Here is a 16,641-nt window from a genome sequence, read left to right as displayed (position 1 = left end):
CCACCTCTCATCCCAGTTTCGGTTCGCCAAGACCGGATAGTCGTTCGACATGGCGCACAGTGGCGATGAAGTCGGATTCGCCATCGCCCTGTGCAACAAGCGATCCGTAGATTTCCCGCACCTGCGCTGCGAGTTGCAGCGGCACGCCGACGTGGTGACCGGCGCCGATGATGAGGTCGAGATCCTTGGCCATCTGGCGGCACGAGAAGGTGGAGTCGAAGTTGCGCGTGGCCAGCGGCGGCGTCTTGTACTTCACCATCGGCGAGGCAACGGCGCTATCGTCCAGGACCTTCAGGATGTCCGGCCAGGAGATCCCGCCCTTGCGCGCCAGCGCGAGGCTTTCGGCCATCATTCCGGCGGACACCGCGATCATCAGGTTGACCGCGAGCTTGGCAAATCGCGCCTCCTCGGCCACGCCGAGATAGGTCTGCGCCCGCGTGAACGTCGCCAGCACCGGCTGAATCGCATCGAACGCGTCGCGCGGCCCTGACACGAAGCAGGTCAGCGCGCCGGTATGCGCGATGGCTGCGTTGCCGGACACCGGAGCGCGCAGATAGGCCACGCCCCTTGCCTCGGCCGCGACACCGACTTCAGCCGATATCTCGGCGCTCACCGTGCTGGTCTCGATCAGACATACGCCAGGCGCCAGCTTGTTCAGCAGACCGTCAGGCCCGAGCAACACCGCCCGCAGCGCCGCATCGTCTGGCAGCGATGTGAAGATGATGGAGTGGTTCGCGGCAGCGTCTGCGGCTGAGCTGGCGGTTTGAAGCCCAAGCTGCCGGGCCAACACCATGCGCTGCTGGCCCGGGTCGTAACCGGTGACACGAACACCGGCCTCCACCATACGGCCCGCAATCGGCAAGCCCATCTTGCCAACACCGATCCAGGCCACGGCCTGTGCTTGATCTTTGGACGGAACTGTCATGCCGCTTTCTCCTGACGTTCGATCTCGGAGACGATGCGCATACCAGATCGCTCGAGTTCATTCTTCTTGTGATCGAGGTTCTCCGCCAGCAGGCGTCCGCCTCGCTTGCGCCAGATGCCGTCGATCATGACCGCCTCGACATTGGCGATGCTGGACTGCATCAGAACTGTGGAAACCGGATCATGGACCGGCCAGAGGTTAAGGTCGGTGGCATTGATGACGACCAGATCCGCCTTCTTGCCCGGTGTGAGCGAGCCGATACTGTCGTCACGCCCGAGCATGCGGGCGCCCTCGATGGTGATCCAGCGCAATGCCTCACGCGTCGTGATCGTCGTGGCGGCGGGGATGGCACCCGTGGCCTGCCGACTCTCGGCGTTGTCCAGCGCACGCTGCATCGACAGTGCGACGCGACCCACGTTGAACATGTCGCCGGGCAGCACCGATTCCAGATCGACGCCAAGCGATGGCCGTGATCCCAGCTCCAACAGCCGTCCGGTGATCGGGTAGCCATGGCCCTGATTCATCTCGTTTTCCGGGGTCACCGAGAACGACACGCCGAGATCGACAAGCTGGCGCAGCAGATCGTCCGGAAGATCGTTGCCGTGCACGATGTTGATGCCGGGACCGACGAGACCGGCTGCGATCAGCCTCGCCCAGCCCTCCGGCGTCTTGGCCGGGCCTCCGCCCTGATGCATCGAGGCAATTAGACCGAACTCACGCGCCAGTTCGAAATCATGGATGGCAACATCCATGGTCGAATAATGCGGGCCGAGAATCGCAAGCCCGAGCGTGACGCGGTCGCTGCGGTTGGACAGTGCCCCTGCCAGAAAGCGCTCGACCTCGTGGCGCGGATGCGGGACTTCGGAGAAGTGCGGCCGCCCCGGCGCGGCCTCCGGTTTCGGCGAGCCGTGGAAGAAGGCGGCACGGATGCCGCTTTCCTTCAGCGCCGCGACGGCGCTATCACTGTGCGCAGGCGTTGGGTTGTTGTGACACCAGTCAACCAGCGTGGTGGTGCCGCAATTGATCTGGTTCAGCGCCCCCATCAGCGTGCCGATATGGATATCTTCGGGACGGAAGACCGTGGCCAGTCCCGCATGCATCCGGCGGAAATATTCAGGCAGCGTCCAGTTCGCGGAGAAGCCGCGCAAGGCGGTCTGCCAGGTATGCATATGCGCATTGATGAGGCCGGGAATGACGATGCGGCCACGACCATCGACGATCTCCGCATCACCGGCATCGAGGCCCGGCCGGATGTCAACGATGCGATCCCCCTCCACCAGCAGGTCCGCCTGCGTAAGATCGCCGATCGCATCATCCATCGAAAGGATCGTCGCGGATCTGATGAGCGTGCGCATCGCCGTCATCGCACTGTTTCCTCAACGACAGGAGGCTCGCCCGCCCAGGCCCGCGCGATCAGATCGCGGATGGCGTTGCGTTCCAGCGGCCGCGGATTCCAGTAGGCATTGCTGACGGCAAGATCGGCGGCGCGCTCGATGCCATCCTCCGGCATTCCCAGATCGCGCAACGCGACTTTGGCGCCGAGGCCCTGCGTGAGATCGAACAATCCCAGCGCGGCCTGTCCGGCGCCCAATGCGCGCGCGACCCGAGCCGCCGCAACCGGCACGGCGGGAGCATTATAGGCCATCGCATGCGGCAGGATCACCGTATGGGTCTCGGCATGCGGCAGATTGAACGTGCCCCCCAGCGTATGGCACAGCTTGTGGTGCAGTCCCATGCCGACGGCGCCGAGACAGGCGCCGCACAACCAGGCAGCACGCAGGGCATCATCGCGCGCCGTCGCGTCGTCCTCACCAGCCGCGAGCCTCGGCAGCGCGCCGGCGAACAGGCGGATGCCCTCTTCCGCCATCAATGACACGACCGGATTGGCATCGCGCGCATAGAGCGCTTCGACAGCGTGAGCGATTGCATTGACGCCCGACGTCACCGCAAATGCTGGCGGCAATGTGCGCGTCAGATCGACGTCATAGATGACCGTTTCGGGAAGTATCTTCGGGCTCGATTGCGTGGTCTTCAGTCCCTCGCGGGTCTCACCCAGGATCGGCGTCATTTCGGACCCGGCATAGCTGGTCGGTACGACGATTTGCGGCAAGTCGGTCCGTAGCGCGATCGCCTTGCCTAGCCCGATGGTCGAACCACCGCCCACCGCGACGATGCCGTCCGCCTGGAGCAGCCTGACCTGCTGCATTGCAAGTTCGGTCACATCAACCGGCGTATGCATCACGGCGCCCGCATAGACCCCCGCAGCGCGGTCACCGATCAGAGCGGCAATCTGCTCGCCGTGAGATTTCTGCTGGGCGGTCGTCAGAACCAGCGCGCGCTTAACGCCGAGTCGGTCGAGCTCGGCGGCCAGATCTGCCAGCCGTCCCGAGCCGAAGACGACCCGCATGGGCGCCGCCTGATAGACGAAGCTCTCCATCATTCCATCCCTGATCGTCGACGCCGTTGGCGCGCTTCTGCTGCATTGCACCAAGAAAGTGCCGCAGAGTTTCACTACCATTGTTCTCGTGCACACGTTTGTCAAGAAACTCTGCACACGTTTGTCATCCTGTGCAAGATGAGGCATTCTCACGTGATCGTTAGCGGATACGATGACGCGCGCGAACAGCTGGATGGCGATGCCCAAAAAAACCAAGACCACCAAGACGTCATCCCTCTCCCTTCAGGAGCGGTCGTCGCGCAAGACGATCATTGATGTCGCGAAGTGCGCCGGCGTTCATTGGTCGACCGTTTCGCGCGGGCTCAATCCCGAGAAGCGGCATCTGATCTCGCCGGAGATGATCGAACGCGTCGAGGCCTGCGCGAAGAAACTCGGCTACCGCGCGAATGCCATGGCATCGGCACTCCGTACGCAAAGATCTCGTACCGTTGGCGTCATCGTTTCAAATCTGGGCGACCCCGTGCATCCGCCAATTGTTCGAGCGATCGAAGACAGATTCGCCGAGATTGGATACGTCACCATCGTCGGCAATACCGACAACCATCCGCTCCGGCAGGCCGCGCTGATCGATCGCTTCATCCAGCAAGGCGTCGAGGGGTTGATCGTTGCGACCTTCGAGCGAAATGATCCTGGTATCGCGGCCTGCGTCGAGGCCAATATCCCCGTCGTCGCAGTATTTCGCGATCCTGAAAGCGAATTCGTTCCGAGCGTCCGGGTCGATGACGCCAAGGCAATGGAACTGGCAGTCCATCATCTCGCCGAACATGGACACAGGCATATCGCTCATGTCGGCGGCCCTCAAAACGTGTCGACGGGTTATCACCGCTATCGCGGTTTCCGGCGCGCTTGCAAAGCCTTGGCTCAAGACGGAGTTGCGCCCACGGCCGTTTTCGGTGAGGCCTTTACGGTCGAGGAAGGCCAGTTCGCATGCGAACGTTTGCTGGCGGAGAACCACGATATTACGGCGATTGTGGCCGGCAACGACATGCTGGCCGTAGGTTGCCTTCGGCACCTGAGAAACAGGGGCATTTCATGTCCCGGCAGCATCTCGCTGATCGGCATGAACGACATGCTTTTCATGGATGCGATCGCACCGGCGCTAACGACTATCAGTACGCCGACTGCGGAGCTGGGAACGCAGGCGTCTCACATCCTTATTGCGATGATCAAGGGAACGCCGGTTCAGAACGATCGGATCGTGCTGAAGCCGGTTTTGCTCGCGCGGGATTCTGTCGCTGCGATCAAGCTTCCGACCAGGGCACGCTCGTCAGATTTTTCTGACACGGCCAAAAGGGACGTCAGAATACGGTCCCGACAAAGCTAAGCGAAACCTGATACGCTCTGCGGCGGTGGCATCGAAAGGCGCCTGCGACTGATCCGAATTTGCTGTCCAAGAGCAACACGCGAGGTCCACTACCCCCCTCGGCATGCAGCCATCAGCCGCGGAGCGCTTTTCCGTTCAGCCGCCAAAGCTTTTCATCGCTGGTCGATACCGCGACAGCGCCGTTCTTGATGGCATCCAGCACATGACCGCGATCGCAAATGAAGCCTGATGCAATGATCGGCGGCATTGCTTTTCGATGCTGAGCGGGCACGTAGGACAGCATCGGCGCCGGCATCAGCTGCACAAGATTGGGCTCGCTCTGCCCGAGGGCGGCTACGCTCCTCGGAAAGGTCGAGCGATCCGTCACGAAGACTTTCTGGATAGCAACCAGCCCTGATTTCTTCGCGCGCTGAATGGTCGCCACCCGCGTCGAGACGACGCCTTTAGCGCCGATCTCGACGAGATAGTCGATGCCGCCCTTGTCCTGCGACAGACCATCGGAGCTGTCGATATTCACGACAGGATACTTGTCGGCATCGACAAGTGCCTTGATGACCGCCCCGAGCTTTCGCAACTCGAAATTGGCAACGATCGCTATCTCCGCCTCGCCGCCGAGGAATTCCTCGACGAGCTCGGCGCCATAAAGCGTTGCTATCACGGGGTGCCTTGTCAGGCGCAAGGCCAGAGATTTATCCATGGCCTCAGTCTAAAGTTACGCGTTGACTTTGTCACTCAATCCGAGTTTCCCGGGATTCAGGATATTCTTCGGGTCGAAGGCCGCCTTCACCGTTTCGAGGACTGAAAACGCCGAGCCCAACGAATCCGCCATATAGGGCGCGCGAAGCAGGCCGACGCCGTGATGGTGACTCAACGTCGCTTCATATTTGATGATGACGGCATTGGCTGCATCCCACGCCTGACGGTACCACTTTTGCCGGTTTTCCACCTCGACCTCGCCGCGCAGCGAGAAGTAGAGACAGGCACCATCGACATAGGCATGCGACTGATGCGCCGATCCGGCCAGCGTGCCCGGAACGGCATTGATGGCCTTGACGACCTCATCATAGATCGCCGGCAGATCGCGCCATGGCCCGATCATTTCCAGCGTGTCGGCAACGAAGCCCGGGCTTGGCGTGAAGCCTTCCGCGCTCTTGCCGGTGAGATAGCGGGTGTCGAGCCAGCGCTCGAGGATCGCCTCGCTGTCCAGTTTGTCGCCGAGCTCTGCGCAAGCTGTTTCGCTGATCGCCATCACCGCATCGACCATCTCGGGCGCGCCCTCATCGGCTATCAGCAGCACATTGCTCTTCGGCATGCCGAACTGGACGCCGCTCTCAAGCTCGTCATAGAGCCGGAGCGCTGCCGGATTGGCCCCGCGCTGCATGATCTGCCGGCAGGCTTCGAGGCCGACCGCGAAGGTCTTGAAGCTATAAGCGATGGCACGGCCGTAATCCGGCAGCCTGTGCAGCTTGAACCGGATCTTCACGACGACGCCCAGCGTGCCTTCCGAACCGATGAACAACTGCAGCAAATCCGGCCCGACGGCTGCGCGCGAATAGCCGCCGACGGTAATCAGCCGACCATCCGCAAGCACGACGTCCATGCCGAACACCATATCCTCGATCTTGCCGTAGCGTGTGGAGAGCTGTCCGGCTCCACGGCAAGCGACCCAGCCGCCCACGGTGCTGATGCCGAAGGACGACGGCCAATGGCCCATGGTCATCTTGTAGTCGCGCTGGATCGTGTTCTCGAAGACGTCGCCGAACATGCCGGCCTCGACCTCGACGATCTGGCTCTGCTCATCGAAGCCAATGAGCTTGTTGAGGTCGCAGAGATCAAGCACGATACCGCCGCGGACTGGCAATGCGGCGCCGGTAACGTTGCTGCGCCCGGCGGAAACCGTCACGGGGATGCCGCCGTCGTTTGCGATCCGCATCACGCTTTGCACCTGCGCAACGGACGACACGCGGACGACGACCGCATTCGGCGTTGCCGGCTTCCCGGCAGTTTCGGTCATCATCGATCCCGCCCACCAGTCGCGGGTCCAGGCCACAACATCCGGGGTCTCGGTGATGACGTGGTCCGCCGCCTTGCGCAGCGCCGCAATGATGTCGGGACCGACCGCGACGGGATCGCGCTGCAAACCGGGCGTTGACGACGTCTCCTTGACGCGCGCGACATAGGCCGGTGGCGTATGCGCGCCGACAACGTATTTGCCGCGATTGTAACCGCGACGGATGGCATCTTTGCTCAGCATTTTCTACTCTCCCAGAAGAATGGATTTCTCGCGCGCAACGCCGGCCGTGTAGTCGGCTACCTGTTGCGCAACAATCTGTTCGGACAGTCCCAGTTCGGACTGCAGGATCCGGCCGACGCGCGCGGCCGCGCGCGCCGATGCGTCACGCGCATTCATGCGGGCACGCATGCGGCGCGACAGCACGTCATCGACGGTGCCGGCCATCTCATGGCGCACCGCATAGATCACCTCGGCCTCGCTATGCGGCAGGCCTTCGACGATCGGCACGGCAGAGGCAGGATCGGCCTGAAGAATATCGCTGACGAAGCGCGCCTCGGTGCCATAGCGCTCGCCGAGATGTGCCTGCATACCGCCTGTGGCGGTGATGGCCTGCGCGTCATAGCCGGCGGCGCCGAGCAGATAGGCCTTCTTGGTTTGGCACTTCCCGCTCTTCTCGATCACTTTCTGCGCGGCATCGATGGTCTGCTCGGCCATATGCCGTGAAGTCGTCAGCTTGCCGCCGACGATGGTGATGAGTCCGTCATCTGCGATCTGGATCTTGTGATTACGCTTGATCTCCAGCGTCTTGCCACCGGGGGGCGCGACCAGCGGCCGGCATCCTGCGATACTGCCAACGGCGTCTTCGGGCCCCAAATCCGTCTTTAGTGCCGACCGTGCACCTTCGAGCAGGAAGTCGAGTTCCTGGCGCGTGCAATGCACGTCATCGAGATCGCCCTGATAGTCCTCATCGGTCGTGCCGAGATAGGAGACGTTGCCCCAGCGTGTGATCGTGGCGCGCCGGCTGCGGCCGGGCACCGGGATCGTCACGGTGCAGTCATTGCGGATCTTCAGCCAGGGGATGGCAACGTGGACGCCCTTTGCCGGACGGATCTCCAGCTTGCGTTCCTCGCCTTTCCTGATGCCGCTCCAGTCGCGTAGCCACACGCCGGTAGCCATGACGACGGCTGCGGCACGGACGTTGATCTCACGCCCATCGGCCTGCACGACGGCACCGGTGACCTTGCCATGATTGCTGCGGGTGATCTCGACACCCTTCGTATGATTGGCGATCGCTGCGCCGTGATAGGCGGCCGTGCGCGCCAGGTTCAGCGTCAGACGCGCGTCGTCGACGCGCGCGTCGAAATACATCAACCCTCCGATCAGGTTGTCGTCCTTGAAGGTCGGACAATGCGACAGCACCTCCGCCTTGCTGAGGCGCTGATGCAGAATGCCTTCACGCCAGCCCCCGGCGAGGTCATATGTCCACAGCAGACTCTCGAATGCCCGAGCAAAGCGCTTGTCGAAGACGCCGTCCTTTTCGAGGATCGGAAACAGGAACGGCAACCGCTGCACCAGATGCCGTGCGTTGCGCCGAAGCCGCTGACGTTCCAGCAGCGAATGGCGCACCAGACCGAGATTGCCCTGCTCGATATAGCGCAGGCCGCCATGAACCATCTTTGACGACTTGGAGGATGTTCCCGACGCGAAATCGTCTTTCTCGACGAGCGCCACGCGGAAGCCGCGCAGGCTCGCATCCAGCGCCGCATAGGCTCCGGTCACGCCGCCGCCGATGATGAGGATATCGAAGCGATCACTCTCCAGCCGTGCCAGATGTTCGCTGCGCACGAAAGCGAAAGGCGTCACGCCGGTCATTTCGGCGCGCTCGCGATTGGGTTTCAGCGATGGAAAAAAGTTCATGGTCTATAGTTCCGTCTAGTACGCCCCGAACGCTTCGGCATGTTCGAGTTCGGATTTGATACGCGCATGCCACAGCGCGCGACGTTCGGCCCGCATATCGGTCGCCATTTTCGGCTCGAAGACCTGCTCTTCGGTTGCGAATACCTTGCTGCGCGGGATGTCGTCCCAGAACAGACCGGACGAACCTGCGAGATAGGCCACTCCACGCAATGTCGCACGCGCCGTATTCGGCTTGCGCCGGATCGGCACGCCGATCAGATCCGCCTGCATCTGCAACAATGGATCGCTGGCCGATAAGCCGCCGCCGACGATCAGTTCCGCGACATCGACTCCCGACATGTCACGGTCGGATTCGAGACAGCTCGCGACGGAATGCGCGATCCCCTCGAGGATGGCATAGGCGACTTCCGGTCGCGTCGATGCCATCGAAATCCCGGTCAGCGATGCGCGTGCGTTGGGCTGCATGTCGGGCGTCCGCAGGCCCGTCAGCGCGGGAATGAAGGTCACGCCATTCGACGACTGGACCTCGGCGGCGAACCGGCTGATCTCTGTCGCGCTCTCGAACCAATGCAATTTCTCGCAAACCCAGTCGAGCGCGGATCCCGTCGTCGCCGCGAATGTCTCGACGGCGAATTGCGACTGACCGTTCCTGCGGCGCGCGACCATGGTCGTGGTGCCGGCAAACAGGCCCGCTTTGGCCGGCTGTTCTGGCCCGATGATCAGATCAACGAAGCTGCCGGTCCCGTGGATGCACATGGCCTGTCCGCGATCAAGACATCCGAGACCGATCGCACCGGCATGCTGGTCACCCATGCTTGCCAGAATCGGGACATCGATTCCGAGCAGCGCCGGATCGGTCCGTCCAAGATCGTCCGCATCCGAGCGCAGCTCGGGCAGCAACTCCTGTGGAAATGCGAGCGCATTGAGCCAGTCGCGTTGATAGCGATGCTCGGCAAGCACGTAGGCGCCAGCCGATGTGGCATTGGTGGGCGTTGTTACATAGATGCGATCGCGCGACAGATGCCACAGCAGCCAGGTATCGACCGTGCCGAAACACAGTCGCTTTTCGGCAAAGGCCTTGGCGACCTCCGCGGTATCGCGGATGTGCCGCGCCGCCCACAGATAGGGCGAGCGGACCCCGCCTGCGCGTCCGACCTGCCTGGCAAGAGTTGCATCCCAGGCCGGAGCAAGTTTGTTCAACTCGCTGGCATAGCGCGTGTCCTGCCAGACCATGGCGGGCACAAGTGCCCGCCCGGTGTTCTTGTCCCATAACACGCTGGTCGCGCGCTGGGTGGCGATCGCCAATGCGACGATCCGCAATCCCGCCTGCCCGGCCTGTGCGATGGTCGCGCGACAGGCCGCCACAGTTTTCTCGAGGATCGCATTCGCATCCTGCTCGACGACGCCTGGTCGCGGCGTGTCGACCTCGAGTGACAGATATTCGAGGCAAGACACGTCGCCGTCGGCGGAGACCGTCGCGGCACGGGTGCCGGACGTTCCCTCGTCGATGGCCAGGATCACGTCTTTGAGCTGACCGGTCATCAGGACTTCGACGGCTGCAGCGCGGCGCTGACAGGACGTGTATCGTCGGCGAATTGCGGCGCGCCTGCCTCGTTGTCGGGATTGATGGCGGTCCGCGTCGGATCCCACTTGATCGAGAAGCAGATGATGCTCGCGATCAGCGGAACGGCCGACAGGATCAGGAACGTATGGTTGAGACCATACCATTCACGGAACAGCGGGAAGACCAGCAGTCCCAGCGCAGCACCGATCGATCCCAAAGCGCCGATCACGCCATTGGCACCGGCGCGAAGTTCGCTGCGGAACGACAGCGATGACAGGCTCTTGCCGTTCGCGCCCGGGCCACCGGAGTGGAACAGGATGAACAGCGACGGCACGATCGCCGCCAGCCAGATCGGCATCTTGTCGCTGAACAGGCCGAGGATCAGCAGCATGACGAATACTGCGGCGAAGCCCACGGCCGATGCTATGCGCAGCCCGAACACCCGCCCGATCGTTGGCGACAGGAAGCCGCCGAAAATGCCGAATACGTTGAACATCAGCGCACCGAGCGTCGCATAGATGAAGTCCTTGCCGAACAGCGCAGCGCTGATCAGCGGGAGATACCAGCCGACAGCGAAGTACTGGATAGACTGTCCAATCTGCACCGTGGCGGCAAGGATCGTGCGCGGCAGATAGACGCCGCGGAAGATCAGGGCGACATTCGCGAAGCCGCGACGCGCCTGGTTCAGGACCGGAATGCGCTCTGCGGCCGAAGCAGCCACGAAGGCCTGACCGTAGATGCGGGTCATGGCCATGGCCGCTCATCCAGACGCTCCTTGCGCGCGAGCCAGATCGGGCTCTCGACCAGGAAAGAATACTGCAGGATCAGGATCGCAATGGCGAAAATGGCCGTCGCAGCGACCGAGTAACGCCAGATCGTGTCACCTACGTCCCATGAGAAGAACAGCAGCGCGAGCAGCAGGTTGGTACAAACAGCGGTGTACCACATCCCCTGCCAGGTATTGAGCCGGCTTCGGAGGCGCGCCGGCGTAAATTCCGCGAGCACGGCCATCGCGATCGCGAAATCGATGCCATAGGCGGCGCCGACGAAGAAACGTCCGACGATGATCGTCTCGAAATTCGACGCGAAGACCACCAGCAAGGCGCCGACGATCGCCAGCACCTTCGCAGTGACAAGAGGCACGACACGCCCCCAGCGATCGGCCATCCAGCCACCGATCGGGTTGAACGCGATGGCGACCCAGGACGCAAAGGATGTCAGTAGAGCAACCTGCGCAGCCGTGAGCTGGAGATTACGGGTCATCGGCCCGAGGCCTGCGCTCAAAGCGGAATTGGCGAAAGCGTCAAGAAAAAGCCCGCCGAGGGCCAGCCACCAGATGACGCCGGCACGGCCGTTGATACCAGTGCGTGAATCGATGAACGACAGGATGTCGTCCACGCCACGCAACTTCATTGTTGTTGTTGATTTCATTTTGCTTTCCTCCCCAGAATTTTGATCTGTAAGGAGGTCAAAGCAAAGTATAGACGTGCAAGATGACCATCTTACAGACAGTCTTAAATCTTGCTTCTGTGCGGGCAACCTAGGGCGACCTGCTGAAGGTGTCAACGCGTCAACGCAAATTAGTTGAACGGAGCGCCGCAGACGCGCGCGCGATCCGCGAAGAGAGCTGACGTCTGATGATGACCAGCTTCGCTAGCCATGTTCGGGGATTCAGTCACGCATCAAGCCGCAGCGTTACCCGGTTACGTTCCGGCCAGCTCTACGGGAGGTCCGTATGCGTAGACGAAAATACATCGGGTTGCTCAAGCTCGTCCGGCATCGCCCACCCTTCAGCCATCAAGGCGACATGGAGCGCGGTCCGAACTTCGGGCGGCTCAATTTGCCCCAGGGTCGCCTCGTTCAAAACAGCGATCAGCTTCGCCCATCGCGGTGTGGTCTTGGCTTCGCTGTCGACGTAGCGCTGGACCCATCTAATCGCCGCCAGGAGAGAAAAGATCGTGCGGTTCTTCGCCGGGGTTTGCCCGGGTGCATCAGGCATCAATCGAATTGGCTCAAATATCATTTGTGCACAAACCCAATGCCGGTTGTTGCCTCATCGTGCCACAGGGGCAGCCACATGCAACGGGTGGGGACACGACCTCGAAGCAAAAGCACACGGCTCTGAAGTCCGCGATCAAGCGCATGCCCGCCAAACTTCATGATGCATCGGCCGGTGATCACCGATACGACGCCGATCGGCTCGCGCGCCAAGGTGTGGATCGAGACGTCCGCTCATGAAGCAGAGCCGGCGACTGAACGACGGGCGGAACACGATCAGCAGAAGGATGTGGCGGGTTGATTTGGGGGGCTACACACTGCCCTTGAAGGCTACCTGAAGAAGGCGGGGGTGCGTGCGTCTATGTGGCGTCGGCTGGGACGGCGTGTCAGGTCGGAATGAAAACCGAAACCCGTTCGGAATGACTGGCCACCGAAATTCTAACAAATTGATTTGTTGAGATTTAATGGTGGGCGCACTAGGGCTCGAACCTAGGACCCGGTGATTAAGAGTCACCTGCTCTACCAACTGAGCTATGCGCCCGGATCCAGATCCGGATATCCCCGTGGGGACGGCGTCGTTTAGCAAAGCGATCCGGGGATGTCCAGCGACGCTGTCACAAAAAATGCACCGAATTTCGCATTCGCAAAAATGCGAAAAAGCCGCTGGGATTCAGCGGCTTCTTCGTTATTGCGGCAGTGGAAAACAGCGTTGCGTCAGAGCCGTTCGGCGTCTGGCGCGGCGTCGCGGTCGAATCTGTCGCCGGGGCCGCCGGGACCGCGGTCATGATGGTCGCCGAAGCGCGGGCGATCGAAGCCGCGCGGGCCGAATCCCTCGCCTTCGAAGCTGCCGCGCTCATAGCCGGAACGCGGGCCGCGCTGGCGCCAGCCCTCCCCGCCGAAGCCGCGGCCCATATGGGTCAGCACTGCCAGACGGCGCTTCTGGCCATCGTCCAGGGTCTTGTAGAGCGGATCGGCCGCATCGGCGATCTTCTTCAGCGCCGCAGCTGTCGTGGCCATGTCGTTGGCGCGCTGCTGCAGGCGGGCGACCGGATTGTCCGGCGTCTCCGGTCCCTTGGCACTATCGTCGCGATTCTTGCGCTCTTCCATCCGCGCATTGGCGCGGTCGATGCGCAGCTTGGCGAAATCGCGCACCGCGCTCTCCACCGCCGGCCACAGCTTCTCCTGGTCCGGCGTCAGCTTGAGCCCGGCCTTGACGGCGGCGATGCGCGCATCGGCGAAGGCGGCCCGGTCTTCCGGATTCATTTGCGCTTGATGATGCATCCAAGGCCGATGCTGGGCATAGACCGCGGTGGAACCGGCGATCACGGCGACAGCAGCACCGGCGAGCAAGATCTTCTTCATGACAACCTCCTTTGGAAAGTCACCTGAGGATGATCCTGCACCGCCAGACCTTCAACTTACACTTTGGCCATGTGGTTTCGCGATGTGTCACCGCAATATTTACAGCCGCAATTTCGTCACAGCATCCCGAGCATACGCGGCAGCCACAGCGAAATCTCCGGGATGAAGGTCACCGCAACGAGGAACATCAGCATAGTCAGCAGCCACGGCCACACCGCGATGGTGAGTTCCGTGATGCCCATCTTGGCGATGCCCGAAGCCACATAGAGATTGAGGCCCACAGGAGGATGGCACATGCCGACCTCCATATTGACCACCATCAGGATGCCGAGATGCACCGGATGCACGCCGAGCTTGACCGCGATGGGAAACAGGATCGGCGCGGTGATCAGCACGATGGATGAGGCTTCCATCACATTGCCGGCGACCAGCAGCAGGATGTTGACGAAGATCAGGAACGTCCACCAGTTGACGCCCATGTCGACGATCCAGGCGGTAAGCTGCTGCGGGATCTGTTCCGACGTCATCAGGAACGAGAACAGCACCGCATTGGTGATGATGTAGAGGATCATCGCGCTCATGCTGGCCGAGCCGAGCAGCACCCGTGGGACGTCCTTCAGGCCCATGTCCTTGTAGACGAACACCGCGATGATGAAGGCATAGACGGCGCTGACCGCCGCGGCTTCCGTCGGCGTGAACCAGCCGCGATAGATGCCGCCGAGCACGAGGAAGATCAGCAGCAGGCCCCAGATACATTCGCGGAAGGCCTTCCAGCGTTCGCCCCATGACGCCCGCGGCAGCCGCGGATAATCGAACTTCCAGGCGCGATACACTGTGGTGGCGCCGAGCAGCGTCGCCAGCATCAGGCCGGGAATGACGCCGGCGATGAACAACTGGCCGACGGAGGCCGAGGTGACGCGCGCGCCATCGGGGCCGAGCGCGACGCTGCCGCCGGTGGCCACCGCATAGATCACCATCACGATCGACGGCGGGATCAGGATACCCAATGCGCCCGACGTCGTGATGACGCCGGCGCCGAACCGCTTCGGAAAGCCCTGCGCGACCATGGCCGGCAGCAGGATCGAGCCGATCGCGATCACGGTGGCCGGTGACGAGCCGGAGATCGCCGCGAACAGCGCGCAGGCCATCACGCCCGCGAGGCCGAGACCGCCATACCAGTGCCCGACCATCGAGGTCGCGAAATTGATCATGCGCCGGGCGACGCCGCCATGGGTCAGGAAGTTGCCGGCGAGGATGAAGAACGGGATCGCCATGATCTCGAAATTCTCGATCCCCGTAAAAAGCTTCAGCGCCACCGCCTCGATCGGCACCTGGGTCAGGAAGAACAGGAAGGTGAGCACCGTCAGGCCGAGCGCGATCGAGATCGGCATGCCGGTGAGCATCAACGCAATCAGCAGCGCAAAGATAATCAGCGTGGTCATCGGACGCCCTCCGGCGTCGGACCAACTGCGGTATCGACCTCGATGCCCTCCACATGGCTGTGATCATGATGCGGCAGATCGTCGAAGCGGAAATAGCTGTAGGCGACCTGCAGGAAACGGAAGCACATCAGATAGGAGCCGAGTGGAATGCAGAGATAGACGATCCAGCTCGGCAGTTCGAGATCGGGCGATGTCTGGTCGGTCTGCGACAGACCCATCACGAAGTTCGCGCCCATGGTGCCGATGATGCCGGTGAACAGCGCGCCGCACAGCAGGCCGAACAGGATGGTGCCCTTGCGCCATTTCGGCGGCAGTTGCAGCACCAGCACATCGACGCCCACATGGATGCCGGTGCGCACGCCGTAGGCGGCGCCGAACTTCGCCATCCACACGAACATGTAGATGCAAAGTTCCTGCGCCCAGGACAGATGGATGCCGGCGAGAAACTTGTAGGCCGCCATCGCGCCGGGCAGATTGCGGTACGACACCACGAAATCGGTGGTGTAGCGATGCGCCACGGCGACGAAGATCACCACCGTCGCGGCGCCGATCAGCGTCGCGATCAGGGTTTCCTCGAGACGATCGAGGATGCGTAACAAGAACCGCACGGAATATGTCCCCTTCCCCCTGGCCGCCTGGCGGCGGCCTCATGGTGAGGAGCGCGCCTCCTGGCGCGCGTCTCGAACCATGAATGTCGTTCCCTCACCCTTCGAGACGCGGCCCAATCAGGCCGCTCCTCAGGATGAAGTCTCAAGCTACATTGCGCCTCAATTGGTCTTGGCGTTGGCTTCCTTCTGGAACGCCGCGATCAGGTCCTTGCCGACGCGCGACGCCATGTCCGCGGTCACCGGCTCCATCGCCTTCATCCATTCGGCGCGCTCTTCCGGCTTCAGCTCGTAGAAGGTGGTGGTACCGGCCTTCTTCATGGCGACGATGGCGTCGTCGTTTTCCTTCTGCGACAGGCCGTTGGCATAGGCAGTGGCTTCATCCATCGCCTTCTCGACCTGCGGCTTCACGTCGGCCGGCAGACCGTCCCAGAACTTCTTGTTCACGATCACCGCGTAGCCGATATAGCCGTGGTTCGAGATCGTCATGTGCTTCTGCACTTCGTGCATCTTCTGCGTATAGACATTGGACGGCGTATTCTCGTTGCCGTCGACGACGCCGGTCTGCATCGCCTGATACACTTCCGAGAAGGCCAGCACCTGCGGGATCGCACCGAGAGCGCGCATTTCGGCTTCCAGCACCTTCGACGACTGGATGCGCATTTTCATGCCCTGGAAGTCGGCGACCTTATGCATCGGCTTGTTCGAGGTCATGATCTTGAAGCCGTTGTCCCAGTAAGCGAGACCCTTGATGCCCTTGGGCTCGAGTTTCGCCAGCAGGCCCTTGCCGATCGGCCCGGTGGTGATGCGGGTCAGCGCCGCCTTGTCCGGCAGGATGTAAGGCAGGTCGAACACCTCGAATTCCTTGACGCCGAGCGGGCCGAACTTGGCGAGCGACGGCGCCAGCATCTGCACGGCGCCGAGCTGCAGCGCCTCGACCTCTTCCTTGTCCTTGTAGAGCTGCGAGTTCGGATAGACCTCAACCTTCACCTTGCCATTGGTGTATTTCTCGGCGAGTTCCTTGAACTTGTC

The 16,641-nt window shown here is 62.0% G+C and carries 16 protein-coding genes and 1 tRNA gene; 2 read left to right on the top strand and 15 right to left on the bottom strand.

Annotation, left to right across the window (positions count from 1 at the left end; translation table 11 throughout):
* Nucleotides 1–7: 7 nt before the first annotated feature.
* Genes ACEK02_RS18955 through ACEK02_RS18945 form a run of 3 tightly spaced genes read right to left on the bottom strand, consistent with a single transcriptional unit; the run spans nucleotide 8 to nucleotide 3,365 of the window.
* Entirely contained in the window at nucleotides 8–925 is a 918-nt protein-coding gene (locus ACEK02_RS18955) for an NAD(P)-dependent oxidoreductase (protein WP_371423120.1), read from the bottom strand.
* A complete protein-coding gene (locus ACEK02_RS18950; RefSeq protein ID WP_371423119.1) occupies nucleotides 922–2,289 on the bottom strand; it encodes an amidohydrolase family protein in 1,368 nt (455 codons plus the stop codon). The genes ACEK02_RS18955 and ACEK02_RS18950 overlap by 4 nt, the downstream gene beginning before the upstream one ends.
* Nucleotides 2,286–3,365 carry a maleylacetate reductase gene (locus ACEK02_RS18945; protein WP_371423118.1) on the bottom strand — a complete coding sequence of 360 codons (1,080 nt, stop codon included), beginning with the start codon at nucleotides 3,363–3,365 and terminating at the stop codon, nucleotides 2,286–2,288. The genes ACEK02_RS18950 and ACEK02_RS18945 overlap by 4 nt, the downstream gene beginning before the upstream one ends.
* Nucleotides 3,366–3,534: 169 nt before the next feature.
* Here ACEK02_RS18945 and ACEK02_RS18940 point away from each other — a divergent pair, with 169 nt between their 5' ends.
* Complete coding sequence (locus ACEK02_RS18940; protein WP_371423117.1) at nucleotides 3,535–4,707, top strand: LacI family DNA-binding transcriptional regulator; 1,173 nt, start codon at nucleotides 3,535–3,537, stop codon at nucleotides 4,705–4,707.
* A 112-nt stretch (nucleotides 4,708–4,819) separates the two neighbouring features.
* On the opposite strand, the gene ACEK02_RS18935 is transcribed toward ACEK02_RS18940, so the two are convergent.
* From ACEK02_RS18935 to ACEK02_RS18905, 7 genes are all read right to left on the bottom strand, one after another.
* Nucleotides 4,820–5,404, bottom strand: a complete 585-nt coding sequence (locus tag ACEK02_RS18935) for a glycerol-3-phosphate responsive antiterminator (protein WP_371423116.1) — start codon at nucleotides 5,402–5,404, stop codon at nucleotides 4,820–4,822.
* 15 nt (nucleotides 5,405–5,419) lie between these two features.
* On the bottom strand, nucleotides 5,420–6,961 hold the full coding sequence (locus ACEK02_RS18930) for an FAD-binding oxidoreductase (RefSeq protein ID WP_371423115.1): 1,542 nt from the start codon (nucleotides 6,959–6,961) through the stop codon (nucleotides 5,420–5,422).
* Between the two features lie 3 nt (nucleotides 6,962–6,964).
* Nucleotides 6,965–8,638, bottom strand: a complete 1,674-nt coding sequence (locus ACEK02_RS18925) for an FAD-dependent oxidoreductase (protein ID WP_371423114.1) — start codon at nucleotides 8,636–8,638, stop codon at nucleotides 6,965–6,967.
* Nucleotides 8,639–8,653: 15 nt separating this feature from the next.
* A complete protein-coding gene (locus tag ACEK02_RS18920; RefSeq protein ID WP_371423113.1) occupies nucleotides 8,654–10,180 on the bottom strand; it encodes an FGGY family carbohydrate kinase in 1,527 nt (508 codons plus the stop codon).
* Nucleotides 10,180–10,956: an MFS transporter gene (locus tag ACEK02_RS18915; RefSeq protein WP_371423112.1), complete on the bottom strand. Its 777-nt coding sequence runs from the start codon at nucleotides 10,954–10,956 to the stop codon at nucleotides 10,180–10,182. The genes ACEK02_RS18920 and ACEK02_RS18915 overlap by 1 nt, the downstream gene beginning before the upstream one ends.
* Nucleotides 10,947–11,633: an MFS transporter gene (locus ACEK02_RS18910; protein WP_371423111.1), complete on the bottom strand. Its 687-nt coding sequence runs from the start codon at nucleotides 11,631–11,633 to the stop codon at nucleotides 10,947–10,949. Before ACEK02_RS18910 ends, ACEK02_RS18915 begins: the two co-directional genes overlap by 10 nt.
* A gap of 289 nt (nucleotides 11,634–11,922) precedes the next feature.
* Nucleotides 11,923–12,201 (bottom strand): hypothetical protein, encoded by a 279-nt coding sequence (locus tag ACEK02_RS18905; protein WP_371423110.1) that lies wholly within the window; start codon nucleotides 12,199–12,201, stop codon nucleotides 11,923–11,925.
* A 159-nt stretch (nucleotides 12,202–12,360) separates the two neighbouring features.
* Between ACEK02_RS18905 and ACEK02_RS18900 the strand changes: the two genes are divergently transcribed.
* On the top strand, nucleotides 12,361–12,501 hold the full coding sequence (locus ACEK02_RS18900; RefSeq protein ID WP_371423109.1) for a hypothetical protein: 141 nt from the start codon (nucleotides 12,361–12,363) through the stop codon (nucleotides 12,499–12,501).
* A 164-nt stretch (nucleotides 12,502–12,665) separates the two neighbouring features.
* Here ACEK02_RS18900 and ACEK02_RS18895 read toward each other — a convergent pair.
* The 5 genes from ACEK02_RS18895 to ACEK02_RS18875 all read right to left on the bottom strand — a co-directional run.
* Nucleotides 12,666–12,741, bottom strand: a tRNA-Lys gene (locus ACEK02_RS18895).
* A gap of 173 nt (nucleotides 12,742–12,914) precedes the next feature.
* Entirely contained in the window at nucleotides 12,915–13,562 is a 648-nt protein-coding gene (locus ACEK02_RS18890) for a Spy/CpxP family protein refolding chaperone (protein WP_371423108.1), read from the bottom strand.
* A 116-nt stretch (nucleotides 13,563–13,678) separates the two neighbouring features.
* A complete protein-coding gene (locus ACEK02_RS18885) occupies nucleotides 13,679–15,004 on the bottom strand; it encodes a TRAP transporter large permease (protein WP_371423107.1) in 1,326 nt (441 codons plus the stop codon).
* On the bottom strand, nucleotides 15,001–15,612 hold the full coding sequence (locus ACEK02_RS18880; protein ID WP_371423106.1) for a TRAP transporter small permease: 612 nt from the start codon (nucleotides 15,610–15,612) through the stop codon (nucleotides 15,001–15,003). The genes ACEK02_RS18885 and ACEK02_RS18880 overlap by 4 nt, the downstream gene beginning before the upstream one ends.
* 159 nt (nucleotides 15,613–15,771) lie before the next feature.
* Nucleotides 15,772–16,641 (bottom strand): DctP family TRAP transporter solute-binding subunit (locus ACEK02_RS18875; RefSeq protein WP_371423105.1); only part of this gene is annotated, 870 nt, incomplete at its 5' end.

It is taken from the genome of Tardiphaga sp. (assembly GCF_041424195.1).
In the GTDB taxonomy this organism is placed as follows: Bacteria; Pseudomonadota; Alphaproteobacteria; order Rhizobiales; family Xanthobacteraceae; genus Tardiphaga.
Note: the sequence above shows the minus strand (reverse complement) of the source record. Positions and strands in the feature narration are given on the sequence as shown.